We start from the raw sequence: 12,720 nt of genomic DNA on the forward strand, positions 1-12,720 counted from the left end.
AACCAGATACATGCTCAAAAGGTACCTGTACCTGAAGGCTCAAAAAACAAAAAATCAGTTAACTTTATATAGAACCACAAACATGTAAAAACGGCCTGAGACACAGGCAGTTATATTGATCTATGTTTAATATAGGAGGTTAAAATAAATGGCAGGACAGATGTCAGGACAGCCTATCTTCATTTTAAGAGAAGGTAACCAGAGAACAAAGGGCAGGGATGCCCAGAGCAACAACATCATGGCAGCAAAGGCAGTTGCTGAAGCAGTAAGAACAACACTTGGTCCAAAAGGTATGGACAAGATGCTTGTAGACTCCCTCGGAGATGTAGTAATCACCAACGACGGTGCAACTATCCTCAAAGAGATGGACATCGAGCACCCAGCTGCAAAGATGATCGTCGAGGTCGCAAAGACACAGGACGATGAGGTCGGAGATGGTACAACATCTGCAGCTGTCATTGCAGGCGAACTTCTCAAGAAAGCAGAAGAGATGATCGACCAGGACGTACACCCAACAATCATTGCATCCGGATACAGGATGGCTTCCAAGAAGGCAGGAGAGATCCTCAAGACCCTTGCAAAGCAGGTCACATGTGACAACAAGGAAATGCTCACCAAGATCTCAGACACCGCAATGACCGGAAAGGGCGCAGAAGCATCAAAGGAAGTACTTTCCAAGATCGCTGTAGACGCAATTACCAGCATCGTTGACCAGGATGACGGAAACAAGGTCGGTATCGAGAATGTCAAGATCGAGAAGAAGGTCGGCGGACGTATCGACGACTCCGAGCTCATCGAAGGTATGATCCTTGACAAGGAAAGGGTACACGCCAACATGCCAAAGAAGATCGAAGGTGCAAAGATCGCACTCCTCAACACTGCTATCGAACTCAAGGAAACAGAAGTCGATGCAGAGATCTCCATCACATCCCCTGACCAGCTCCAGTCCTTCCTCGACCAGGAAGAGGCAATGCTCAGAAACCTTGTGACCAGCATCACCAACAGTGGCGCAAACGTCGTATTCTGCCAGAAGGGAATCGATGACATGGCACAGCACTTCCTTGCAAAGGCAGGTCTCTTTGCAGTCAGGCGTGTCAAGAAGAGCGACATGGAGAAACTTGTCCGCTCCACAGGTGCAAAACTTGTAACCAACATCGAAGAGATGAACGCAGACGACCTTGGACAGGCAGACCTCGTCGAAGAGAGAAAGATCGGTGGCGACAACATGGTATTCATCACCGGCTGTGTCAATCCAAAGTCAGTTTCAATCCTCCTCCGTGGCGGTACAGAGCACGTAATCGACAACATCGAGAGAGCACTCGAAGATGCACTCCGTGTAGTCGCTGTTGCTATTGAAGATGAAGAGCTCGTCGCTGGTGGCGGAGCACCTGAAGTAGAGGTTGCACTCAGACTCAACGAGTATGCAGCAACCCTCAGCGGAAGGGAACAGCTTGCAGTCAAGGCATTCGCAGAAGCTCTCGAGATCATCCCAAGGACACTTGCAGAGAACGCAGGTCTTGACCCAATAGACATGCTTGTTGAACTTCGTTCACACCACGAGAAGGGCACAAAGACCGCTGGTCTCAACGTTTACACCGGCACTGTCATCGACATGTGGGAGAACGCAGTTGTTGAGCCACTCAGGGTAAAGACCCAGGCAATGAACTCAGCAGCAGAAGCAGCAGTCATGATCCTCAGGATCGACGACATCATTGCATCCACCAGAGCACCACCAATGCCAGAAGGCGGCATGGGTGGCATGGGCGGCGGAATGCCTCCAATGATGTAAACCTGAAAATAAAATAACAAAAATATGGGCGCATCCTGCGCCCTTCAATTCTTTTTTTAATATACATTCTGAACATTGGCTTAAATTAGGATAGCAATAGCTATGGGGTTTCTTGCCAGCTATTCAAAAAACAAAAAAGATCATATTACTGATCGATCTCCAGATCAAGTCCTATAGGACAGTGATCTGAACCCATAACGTCCGGCAATATGTAAGCTGAAGTTATCCTGTCCCGGAGGCTTTCACTTGCAAAGAAGTAGTCGATCCTCCAGCCAACATTGCGATCCCTCGCACGTGTTTTCAGGTCCCACCAGCTATACTGCCCTTCTTCCTGATTGAACATCCGGAAAGTATCAACGTATCCGTGATCAAGGAATTTGTCGATCCATTCCCTTTCCATAGGCAGGAATCCGGATGATTTCTCATTCGGTTTAGGTCGTGCAAGATCGATCTCTTTGTGAGCGGTGTTGACATCCCCGCATACAATGACGTTCTTGCCATTATCCTTGAATTCATCTGCCCTTCCCATAAATGCATCATAAAAATCCATCTTGTACTGGAGCCTCTCATCAGAAGCCTTCCCATTGGGGAAATATATGTTGAAAAGAACGAAATCCTCATATTCTGCGATGAGCGTCCTGCCCTCCACATCAAAACGTTTCTCACCGAGCCCGTATTCAACGTTCACAGGCTGAGCCTTCGTATAGACCGCAACACCGCTGTAACCCTTACGTTCGGCTGAAAAGAAATATGGAATATAACTATCGATATGTCGAAGTTTTGTGGGAAGCTGCCTTTCCTGTGCCTTGGTCTCCTGAAGGCAGAGAATATCAGGCTGGGCTTCAGCAACCCATTCCAGAAAACCTTTCTTCACCATGGACCTCAGGCCATTGACATTCCATGAAAGGATACTAATAGAGCTCATTTATTCATCCTCACCTTCATCAGGCATACGGGACGGTTTTGCAAGCATGACCTCAGTGGATTTGATGATAGCGAACAATTCATCACCCTCTTTTACATCAAGCCTTTCCACTGCCTCTGCTGTTACAATGGATGTAAGGATTGCCGGGTCTACCTCGATCTTCACTTTGGACACAATGTCCCCTTTCTCTACCTTAACAACCCTGCCAAGCAGTTTGTTGCGGGCAGACAATTTGAAAGAGATGTTCTCCCATGATGTATCATCACCAACCGTTTCATCAATGTAGGTGCGGCTTGCTTCATATTCGTCGATCAGTTGCTTACCGTATTCGGTCAGGAAAGTACCCTGATCTTTCCCACCCCTGACAGTGTAAACGACCTCGTGATCAACTCGTTCGTTCATCTTTTTCAGGATGAGCCATGCGTGCTTGTAGGAGATACCAAGTTTTTTGCATGCTTTGCTCAAAGAACGTTCTTCATCAATTACTTTAAGAAGGTTTACTTTTCCAGCACCGATTATGTGCTTCCCATCCTCAGTGAGCCATACTTTGGTCCTTGTTTCCATCATCCCACCCATAATTATTCAAGACATTTGAGAATATCTTCCGGATGATATCTTGGCTTCACGATCCTGGTTCGACCACGTGTACCCTTGCCGGAAAAATCAGTGGTCACATAACGTGCATCGTTGAGCTTGTTGACCATATCATAGAAGCGAGTATACCCAAGACCTGTCAATTCATGGAAGAGCTTGTAAAGATCACCGGTCTGGCACTCCTTTTGCTTTGCAATAAGCCCCAGAAGGGCCTTCTCATCCGATGTGAGAGACATGATGCTCCTCCCAAGATGCAGCAAACGGGATTTTTCGTATGCTTCCTCCACGTCGTCAACGGATATTGTCCTGCTGGCCCGTCTTTCAGCATTAAGGCCGGAACGTTTCAGAAGGTCGATACCCACACGCAGGTCGCCTGTCATATCAACATATTCCACAATAGAATCCTTTACATCATCTGATACGACATTCGGATAGAACGCAAGGTCGATCCTCCTGCCAAGGATATCCTGGAGTTCATCATATTCATATCTCGGGAATGCAACCTCTTCAGGAAGGAACACCGAGTTCACCTTGGGATCGAACTGGTAGAGCTTCCCCGTATCACTGACGATGGCGATAACACCCACCCTTGCCCCCGGGAACTGTTCGTGGGCCCTGAGCATGGAATACATGACATCATCGGCATTTCCTTCGTGATAAAGATAATTGATATCGTCAAGACACAATACAAGGGTCTTCTCGTTCTCGATCAGGAAGTTCATGACCTTCTCGAAAAGTTTCCTGAATGCAACACCGGATGCAGGAGGAGATACTTTGAAAAGTGCCTTGTAAACCCTTGCAATAACAGCGAACTTGGTGGAGTCCATCTGGCAGTTGACCTTTACGAAGACAACATCTTTCGTATGTTTTTTCATCTCCTCGAACACTTTCATGACCGTGGTCGTCTTTCCGGTGCCCGGCGGACCGCTGAGGAGGCTGTTGACAGGGCGCATTCCCCGAAGCGCAGGGCGCAGGCTGTACATAAGGGACTGCACCTGCGAGTCACGATGGGAAAAATGATCAGGAAGATGGTCCAGTTCAAGAACACTACCGTCCCTGAAAATGGTCTCGTCCCACATCAGCATGTCCTTATCCATATACAGTATCTCCTCAATGAGTTCTAATATAGTAACTATGAAAATACATAATAGCCTTTTGCTTATCGGGATTCTGTAACCCTTTCTTTATGAAAGCATAGACCGGAATAATATATAAACAGATGATATTGAGCAAATGTGAATAAATATAAAAGGGTTGTGGGAATTACTTATATAGATGCTAAAATATGAGAGGATACGATGCTATGACATGCAGAGGAAGACCTAAAAGCCCCAGAAGGGTCAAATGTAACCCTGAGGGATTCTATTTTAAGCCACGAGGAGTGGCACTTTCAGAACTTGAAGTGATCTCCGTTGCAGTGGAAGAGCTGGAAGCATTAAGACTTGTGGACTATGAAGGACTCCAGCAACAGGAAGCAGCAACACAAATGGGGATATCAAGGCGTGCATTCTGGGAAGATCTTAAGAGTGCAAGAAAGAAGATAGCCTTTGCATTGACCACAGGCAAAGCAATAGAGATCAAAGGCGGGAACTATGTCAGCATCAAAGACCAGAATGAATCGAACTGATCCTCTGGTCGCTCAAAAATAATAAAAGGAGATGTAAAATGTCATCCAATATTCAATCACCTGAAAGTCTGCTTAGCGCAAAGCCAGAGGAGCCAAAGCTCGTATCCAATCTCAGAGGGATAAAGAACAAGATCATGGTCATGAGCGGAAAAGGCGGTGTGGGAAAAAGCACAGTCTCCGCTAATCTTGCTGCAACCCTTGCAGACCGCGGTTACAAGGTCGGCCTTCTTGACAGCGACATACACGGCCCTACCATCCCGACAATGTTCGGCGTGGAAGGTCAGAGACCGGTCGTCGGGGAAAACGGTATCGTTCCGGTTCCGGTCAACGATAACCTGAAAGTGATGTCCGTAGGTCTACTTCTCGACAGCGATGATTCACCGATCATCTGGAGAGGTCCTGCAAAGATGAGTGCTATCAAGCAGTTCCTGGAAGAAGTTGACTGGGGAACACTTGACTATCTGATCATTGACCTGCCTCCTGGAACAGGAGATGAACCACTGAGCATTGCACAGCTCATCGGAAACCTTGACGGTGCCGTTGTGGTCACAACACCACAGGACGTTGCACTTACAAGCGTCAGGAAGTCACTCAACTTCGCAAACATGATCGAAGTTCCTGTTATCGGAATGGTAGAGAACATGAGCGGAATTATCTGTCCACACTGTGATGAGATGATACACGTGTTCGGATCAGGCGGAGTATCAAAGGCAGCAGAGGACTTTGGTGTCAAAGTACTGGGCACATTGCCTATCGAAACAGAAGTTGCAGCAACCAGCGACAGTGGAAAGGTCCACGAGGATATCAAAGGCGATTCCGAATGGTATAAGGTCTTCAATGAGATCGTCGATGCTGTGGAAGAGTTCGTAAAATAATAATAGTGATCTCAGGAAAGGCATTGCTGAAAGATTCAATTTGGGTCTTTTTTGGCATGCCTCACGACCTCTTTTTTGAATATATTGCCCACACATAATGGGTTTTTTATTATTCCGGCTATTTAAATAAATATATAAAGCTTGACTTCCAGACATTTAGTCATGGGTGGGAGCACAGGCAAAGATGAGATAAACCGTCTTGATTTTGAAGACACCGGTGAGCTGATAGACGATGTCCTGTATGACAGGAACTGGCTTCTCAGGGAGAACGCGAACACGCGGCTTAGCCCTTCTGTCATCGATATGCATATTGCATCACAGCTCAAAAAGAGATATGCGCTTGAGAAACTGTACTCAAAGGAAGTTGCAAACGCACACATTGAGGGCATTATACAAATACATGACCTGAGCGAACCATTCAAGCCATACTGCAATGGTATCGATGGCAGGATCTTCCTCATGGACGGACTGAAGTTCCCGGATTCCAGAAGTGCCCCTGCCAAACAGTTCAATGCAGCCATGTTCCATGCCATGTCCTTCATGCTGCATTCACAGCAGTTCTTCGCAGGGGCACAGGCCATTGATATGTTCAACTGGCTGCTTGCACCACATCTCCACTATTCGGATATCGATGAGGAACAATTGCTCCGGATAGTACAGGGATTCATGTTCCAGATGAACCAGTCCAACCGTATCGGTGCACAGAGCGCCTTCACGAACATCGGCCTTCGTATCAACTGTCCTTCTTCCCTTGCAAATGAACACGCGGTCTATGACGGGAAGTTCATTGACAGGACGTACTCGGAATTTGAAAAGGAGGCACGTGATATCTACAATGCCTTTATGGAGGTCGCAGCAAATGGCGATGCTGACGGCCTGCCATTCACTTTTCCGCTGATCACCACTGCCATAACAAAAGACCTTGACCTTGAAGATCCGCTGTGGAAAAAGACAATGTATGCCACATCTTCAACAGGGGCTCCATACTTCCTGAACCTGACCACGGACTATCTTGAAGAGAATACCGTTCAGGCCATGTGTTGTCGCCTTCTTGCCCGACATTCCGGAGGCGTGTGGACAGCCGGAGGAATGGGAAGTGGTTCCAACAAGATAGTTACGGTCAACCTCCCCGGAATTGCACTTGAAAGCGGAGATATCGACGGGTTCTTTGACCGGCTGGATGAGATCCTTGAGATAACAAGGAAAGCCCTGCTTGAAGGACAGGAGATCGTCAGGAAGTCCCTGTATGAATGGAAGATACTTCCCTGGCTGCTTCAGAGAACTGAAAATGACCTGCCTTATTTTGACTTTGGTTCAAGGCACCTGACCTTCGGCGTGGTGGGCCTCAATGAATGTCTGCTCAACCTAACAGGGGAAAGCATGATAGAGCAACATGAACTGGGTATGAAGATCATCCGCCACATGCTTGCAAAGATCGAGACATACTCAAGAGAGGACGGGATCGAATATACTTTCGAACAGACACCTGCAGAGAGCACCGCACACCGACTGGCAATGCTTGACCGATCCCGGTTCGGCGATAAAGCACATGTGCAGGGAACTGATCGTGATGCTTACTACACGAATTCCACGCATGTGCCCTACAGCTCAAGTATATCCCTTGCAGAGAAAATAAAGATAGAAGCAGCTTTCCATCCATATTTTACCGGAGGCACCATCAGTCACATCTGGATGGGGGAGAGTTTCCCGGACCCGGAAGGAATGAGCGAACTGATACAGAAACTTGCAGGGACGGAACTTGCTTACTTCTGCTTCTCACCTGACTTCTCGGTCTGCGAGAACCGGCATGTCTCACGTGGAATGAACCTTAAGTGCCCCATCTGCAATAAGCCTGCAATTGACCATGTTTCAAGGGTCACAGGCTATTTCGGACACGTGAAACAGTGGAACCCCGGAAAACAGAAAGAGTATGAGGAAAGGCACCGCTACAACCTCCATGAAAAACACTAAATAAAGATGCCTGCATCATCTATCGCATGGAAGATGCAATAAAAAGGGCATTTGCATGGACAGAGGTGCAGGATGCATCCGGTACAAAGGAACTTGCACGCCTTATTACTGCATGCAGGATCTGGAATGTTGAAAATGACTATTCTTCCCGACTAGTACAGCTCAGAAGTGAAGATAACTGGGAAGGGTCCATAAGGGAAACCTCAAGAGCCTGTTCAGCCCTTGCAGCATTGGACATTGGATCGAATATTAATAGCAACTTTAACATCGGGGATAGCCTGCACTGGATGGCCTCCAGACAACAGGACAACGGGTCCTGGGATAATGATGTTTATGACACCACCTACGCCCTGATAGCACTGGCAGATATGGATGTTCACGAGCCGAATGGCTGCAGGTGGCTTGTTGAGAACTATGGTGAGAAATGGGAACATGTGGGAACCACCTCTCTTATCATAACTGCCCTGATAAAACAAAGTGACCTCGTTCAAACTAATATGTATCCGGATTTCGTCAGGGAACGTGCCGGATGGATATTCTCAGAAAGGAACGAGGATGGAGGGTGGAAATTCATATCCACAAGCAACCTCGTTATCCAGGCATTGTCCATTGCAGGGTTCAATAAAGAGCTTGAAAGATCAGGGGAATGGCTGCTTAGGAAGCAAAATCCAAATGGTTCATGGGGAAAAGGAGAAGGCGACATTACAGCAACCGCACTCTCGCTTATAACGCTGGGATTTTTGAAGGACAATCTAATAAATAAGAGGAAGTAAGAGAAACTAAAAGAGAGTCAGAAAAAGAAAGATTAATACGCTACAGATCGCAATTATATTGAAGGACAGTACCGATCCGCGTTTAAGGCCATGGATGTGGAGCATAAATGGATAAGAGATTTATCAAATATCACCCGGAAACAAATACATACATCGTTCGCAGGAAAGCATTCTTTGAAGACAGTGTCAGGATAGATGGTAACATGATCATCGGTTCAGGTGCAAACTTCTGGAAGGACCTTGAGGTAACCGGGTCTCTTGAACTTGGTAAAGCTTCCCTTGTAAAAGGAAGCGTCAAAGCCAGCGATGCACTGATCAGCACACGCTGTGAGATCAGAGGGAATGTTGATGTTGTCCACAACCTTACGATGCTTGACAATGTAGAGGTCGCAGGCCATGCAATATGCGGAAATCAGATGTCCATCAGACCCGGCTGTAAGGTGGCTTTTGCAAAAGCTGATAAAGCGCTTGAGCTTATCGGGAAAGTTGACATAAAAGAAATTGAATCCGGAACAAAACTCGTTGTCCGTTCCGATATGTAATGTCGGCAACAAATATTGATCCTTGATAGTTAATTCCCAGTTTCGATCATTGAGCATCAATTCCTGATATCGACCAATGATCAGGCATGATTAACTGAAATAGCTAGAATCCAATTGATCGAAAATCTTTGCGGGATTAATCCCGCCTTTCCTCTGCAAGCATCCTGAGCAGTTTGTGACGTAGTTCATTAGCTTCACTACTTGTCCTGTCACGAGGCCTTGGGAGCTCCACATCAATGACCTTTTTGATCTTTCCAGGCCTTGCGGTCATTACAACGATCTTGTCTGCAAGGAAAACTGCTTCATCCACGCTGTGGGTGACAAATATGATAGTGATCTGGTCCTTTGCCCACACATCCAGAAGTTCGTTCTGCAACGTGTTCCTTGTCTGTGCATCCAGCGCACCGAAAGGCTCGTCCATGAGAAGGACCTTGGGTTCATTTGCAAGAGCACGTGCAATAGCAACCCTCTGACGCATTCCGCCTGAGAGCTCATACGGGTAGCTGTTCCTGAACTGCTCAAGACCGACGAGCTTCAGGTATTTTTCCCCTTTTTCAAGAGATTCATTTTTACTTAAGCCCTTCATCTGGAGACCAAATGTGATATTCTGGATAACAGTTCTCCAGGGGAACAGGGAATATTCCTGAAACACCATGCCCCTCTTGGAATCAGGGACAGTGATCTTTTCACCGTCAAGGGTGATCTCTCCGGAATCCGGGAACTCAAGACCCGCAATGGTCCTCAGAAGAGTTGTCTTACCACAACCGGAGGGACCGATGAAACAGACGAATTCTTTGTCTTTTATCTCAAGGGTTACATTGTCCAATGCAAGGGTGGATTCCCCGTTTTCCTTTTCGAATTCCAGTGAAACACCGGATACTTTTACTTCACCCATTATACCACGACCCCTTCACGCCATTTGAGGAGGCGACCATCCACATACCACCTGAATATCCTGTCTATCAGAAGACCAAGGAATCCGAGGATCAGCATATAGACAAGTACAAAGTCCATCTGGTGCAGGTAATAATGCCACCAGATCTTGTAACCAAGACCACTGCTACTCACTCCGAACATTTCTGCAGCTACAAGACACATCCATCCAACTCCCATTGCTATGCGGATACCAGACGCGATGGAAGGAAGGGCTGAAGGGAAAGCAACGTGACGGATAAGGGACCTGCTTGACATGCAACCGAGAACCTTTGCTGCTTCCACATAGACCTTGGGTACACTTTTGAAACCATCAAAAGTGTTGATTATTATCGGGAAAACAGCACCTACAAAAACCACAAATCCTGCAGATATATGCGTAAGCCCGAACCATATTATAGCAAAAGGAATCCATGCAAGAGGCGGAATCGGTCTTATGATCTCAATAATAGGATCAAAAGCACGGTTTGCGGTCTTGAACCAGCCCATTGATACACCTATGGGGATTCCAATAACTAAAGCTGAACCAATACCAATTCCAAAATGTAACAGACTTATAGCAAGATCAGTAAACAGTGCACCGGTCTCAATAGTCTTAAAAAAAGCGAAAAGAACATCAGTAAAACTCGGAAGCTTGAATTTATTAGCAACAATATAGTCAGCCACCAGTTGCCACACAATGATAGTACTAGCAAGAGAAAGTAGTTCTATACCCCTGCCTGAAATTCTTTTTGTGCTGTCTTTACTCATGTTGCCTCCGGATGACTGAGGGGATTAACCCTCAGGTCCGGCAATATATATTTTGTTCATTAATGTATGTTTCTATTTATTCTTCGGATACAGCTTCATAGAAACTTACATCAAAGATGTCTTCTGCTGTAAGTTCTTCATTAATGAACCCAAGCTCGTACTGTATATTTGCATAATCAACTGTTGAATCTACAAGCGGACGTGGATCTGCAGACCAGACACCATCCCAATCCTCAAGGGATTCAAGGACAATCTCCTGATCAGCGGTAAGCTTGGTACCGTATGTTTCCGCAGCTTCTTCAAGGTTTGCAGAATCGTATTCTACAGCCTTTATGTGGGTCATAACGATCTGTTCGACCATTTCAGGATTGTTCCTGATAAGGTCACCGCTTACAACCAGTACACAGCATGGGTGATCCGGCATGATCTCACCTGATGCAAGGACAGTACGACCATTTCCTTCTGCTTCAATGAAAGTTGGTGAAGGGTGTGGCAGGAATACACCATCTACCTGACCTGCTGCAATTGCTGCTTTAGCAGGTCCCGGTCCCATAGCCTTTATTTCAAGATCATTAACAGGGTCAATGCCGTTTTCAATAAGCCAGTTCCTGAACAGTGTATCCTGAATGGTTCCCGGAGGGAAGGTTGCAATGGTTAATCCTTTAAGATCTTCAGGACTTTCATAAGGAACTTCAGGTCTAAGTACAAGATCGGAACCCTGTGTGTTGACTGCTGCAACGATCTTAGCATCCAGACCGGTAGCCAGTGCAGAGATAACAGGAGCAGCACCGACGTAAGCAACATCGAGCTCTCCTGCGAGCATTGCCTGCATCTCAGGAGCACCTGTTGGGAACTCGAACTCGTTCACAGTCTCAACACCAAATGGTGCAAGATCCTCTGCCCACCAGCCTTTCTCCATGGCAGTCATGTGGGCGATCTGGTGTGTACTTGGCTGATAGCCGATATTGATCTCTGTGATCGCAGCATCTTCCTCAGGTGTAGAAGTACATCCTGAAAGGAATACAGCTGCAACCAGCATGATAGAAATAAATGCAATTGTTGTGATTTTCATATAAAAACCTCCTGATAAATTATATTGTAACTCTTAGTAACATAACATTTCGTCAAAATGAACTATTTAAGTCTTACCACATATCCCATCATTATGTCCTAAAAGTATTAATACGAAGGAAAAGATATCCTAAATGGAAATTGGATTGTATTGGAGGAGTGAACATAAGTGTTGCAAACAAAGTGATAGATGCTGCTTTTGAATCAGATGAGGCATTTCAGAATACACTTTTAAAAGTCATAAAAGAGGATCTTGAGCTCACAGCTATAGAGTTCTCAGAATATGCAAACATTCCCCCAAGCACACTATATAAGTTGATGTCAGGTAACAGGGAACCAAACATGAGGACACTTCGCCAGATAGTGAAGACCATCAGGACGATAGAAGGCTCAGAAAAAGGGGAGTTCATTGCAGTCATCGCTGCACGCCCCGTACTGGATAACATCAACGAAACAAAGAGAAAGATCTCCGGCACTCTTTGCACGATCAGAGAATACTCCGCCACATCAATGGAAGAAGCCATCATAGCCGCCGTCCGTGCCGAAAGGGAAGGTGCCAAAGCACTTGTTTGTGCACCGATCGTCAGCAGCACCGTTGAAAAGATAATCCGCATACCTGTTGCAACGATAATGCCAAAGAACAGTCTTGTCGAAGCTATCGAGACTGTGGCACGTAAGATCGAATGAACGATCTTTCACTTTTTTAATCCCACCTGTTTTTCATATCCAATTATTGGACTTTTGAAAGCGATTGCTCAATTCATGCAAACAGAATAATTGGTCCTTATGAATTGAGAAATCTTAAGATCAAAAGTCAGGTCTATCGATCAGACATTGAATAAATAATAAAAAAGAAAAGAGAGGCTGCCG

The 12,720-nt window shown here is 46.1% G+C and carries 13 protein-coding genes; 7 read left to right on the forward strand and 6 right to left on the reverse strand.

Going from position 1 to position 12,720, the window contains the following annotated elements:
- The first annotated feature begins 148 nt into the window (after window positions 1–148).
- A complete protein-coding gene (gene thsA, locus WOA13_RS08405) occupies window positions 149–1,789 on the forward strand; it encodes a thermosome subunit alpha (RefSeq protein WP_342127461.1) in 1,641 nt (546 codons plus the stop codon).
- A gap of 145 nt (window positions 1,790–1,934) precedes the next feature.
- On the opposite strand, the gene WOA13_RS08410 is transcribed toward thsA, so the two are convergent.
- The 3 genes from WOA13_RS08410 to WOA13_RS08420 are packed head-to-tail and all read right to left on the reverse strand — an operon-like array spanning window position 1,935 to window position 4,405.
- Window positions 1,935–2,714 (reverse strand): exodeoxyribonuclease III, encoded by a 780-nt coding sequence (locus tag WOA13_RS08410; protein WP_342127462.1) that lies wholly within the window; start codon window positions 2,712–2,714, stop codon window positions 1,935–1,937.
- Window positions 2,715–3,278, reverse strand: a complete 564-nt coding sequence (locus WOA13_RS08415) for a molybdenum-dependent transcriptional regulator (RefSeq protein WP_342127743.1) — start codon at window positions 3,276–3,278, stop codon at window positions 2,715–2,717.
- 14 nt (window positions 3,279–3,292) lie between these two features.
- On the reverse strand, window positions 3,293–4,405 hold the full coding sequence (locus WOA13_RS08420) for an ORC1-type DNA replication protein (RefSeq protein WP_342127463.1): 1,113 nt from the start codon (window positions 4,403–4,405) through the stop codon (window positions 3,293–3,295).
- Window positions 4,406–4,611: 206 nt separating this feature from the next.
- On the opposite strand from WOA13_RS08420, the gene WOA13_RS08425 reads away from it, so the two are divergent.
- The 5 genes from WOA13_RS08425 (at window position 4,612) to WOA13_RS08445 (ending at window position 9,096) form a co-directional block, all read left to right on the forward strand.
- A complete protein-coding gene (locus WOA13_RS08425; RefSeq protein ID WP_048204597.1) occupies window positions 4,612–4,935 on the forward strand; it encodes a DUF134 domain-containing protein in 324 nt (107 codons plus the stop codon).
- 38 nt (window positions 4,936–4,973) lie between these two features.
- On the forward strand, window positions 4,974–5,810 hold the full coding sequence (locus tag WOA13_RS08430; RefSeq protein WP_342127464.1) for an Mrp/NBP35 family ATP-binding protein: 837 nt from the start codon (window positions 4,974–4,976) through the stop codon (window positions 5,808–5,810).
- A gap of 162 nt (window positions 5,811–5,972) precedes the next feature.
- On the forward strand, window positions 5,973–7,781 hold the full coding sequence (gene nrdD / locus WOA13_RS08435; protein WP_342127465.1) for an anaerobic ribonucleoside-triphosphate reductase: 1,809 nt from the start codon (window positions 5,973–5,975) through the stop codon (window positions 7,779–7,781).
- A gap of 26 nt (window positions 7,782–7,807) precedes the next feature.
- The gene (locus WOA13_RS08440) at window positions 7,808–8,554 is read left to right on the forward strand and encodes a prenyltransferase/squalene oxidase repeat-containing protein (protein ID WP_342127466.1); all 747 of its coding nucleotides are present in this window, start codon (window positions 7,808–7,810) and stop codon (window positions 8,552–8,554) included.
- 107 nt (window positions 8,555–8,661) lie between these two features.
- Window positions 8,662–9,096, forward strand: coding sequence for a polymer-forming cytoskeletal protein (locus WOA13_RS08445; protein WP_342127467.1), 435 nt, complete (start codon window positions 8,662–8,664; stop codon window positions 9,094–9,096).
- Between the two features lie 136 nt (window positions 9,097–9,232).
- Here WOA13_RS08445 and WOA13_RS08450 read toward each other — a convergent pair whose 3' ends face one another.
- The 3 genes from WOA13_RS08450 to WOA13_RS08460 form a co-directional block, all read right to left on the reverse strand.
- Window positions 9,233–9,991, reverse strand: coding sequence for an ABC transporter ATP-binding protein (locus tag WOA13_RS08450; RefSeq protein ID WP_342127468.1), 759 nt, complete (start codon window positions 9,989–9,991; stop codon window positions 9,233–9,235).
- Window positions 9,991–10,779, reverse strand: coding sequence for an ABC transporter permease (locus tag WOA13_RS08455; RefSeq protein WP_342127469.1), 789 nt, complete (start codon window positions 10,777–10,779; stop codon window positions 9,991–9,993). The genes WOA13_RS08450 and WOA13_RS08455 overlap by 1 nt, the downstream gene beginning before the upstream one ends.
- 76 nt (window positions 10,780–10,855) lie before the next feature.
- A complete protein-coding gene (locus WOA13_RS08460; RefSeq protein ID WP_342127470.1) occupies window positions 10,856–11,851 on the reverse strand; it encodes an ABC transporter substrate-binding protein in 996 nt (331 codons plus the stop codon).
- A 164-nt stretch (window positions 11,852–12,015) separates the two neighbouring features.
- Here WOA13_RS08460 and WOA13_RS08465 point away from each other — a divergent pair, with 164 nt between their 5' ends.
- On the forward strand, window positions 12,016–12,537 hold the full coding sequence (locus WOA13_RS08465; protein ID WP_156146088.1) for a helix-turn-helix domain-containing protein: 522 nt from the start codon (window positions 12,016–12,018) through the stop codon (window positions 12,535–12,537).
- Window positions 12,538–12,720: the final 183 nt, after the last annotated feature.

Source organism: Methanococcoides sp. LMO-2 (assembly GCF_038432375.1).
GTDB classification, from domain to species: domain Archaea; phylum Halobacteriota; class Methanosarcinia; order Methanosarcinales; family Methanosarcinaceae; genus Methanococcoides; species Methanococcoides cohabitans.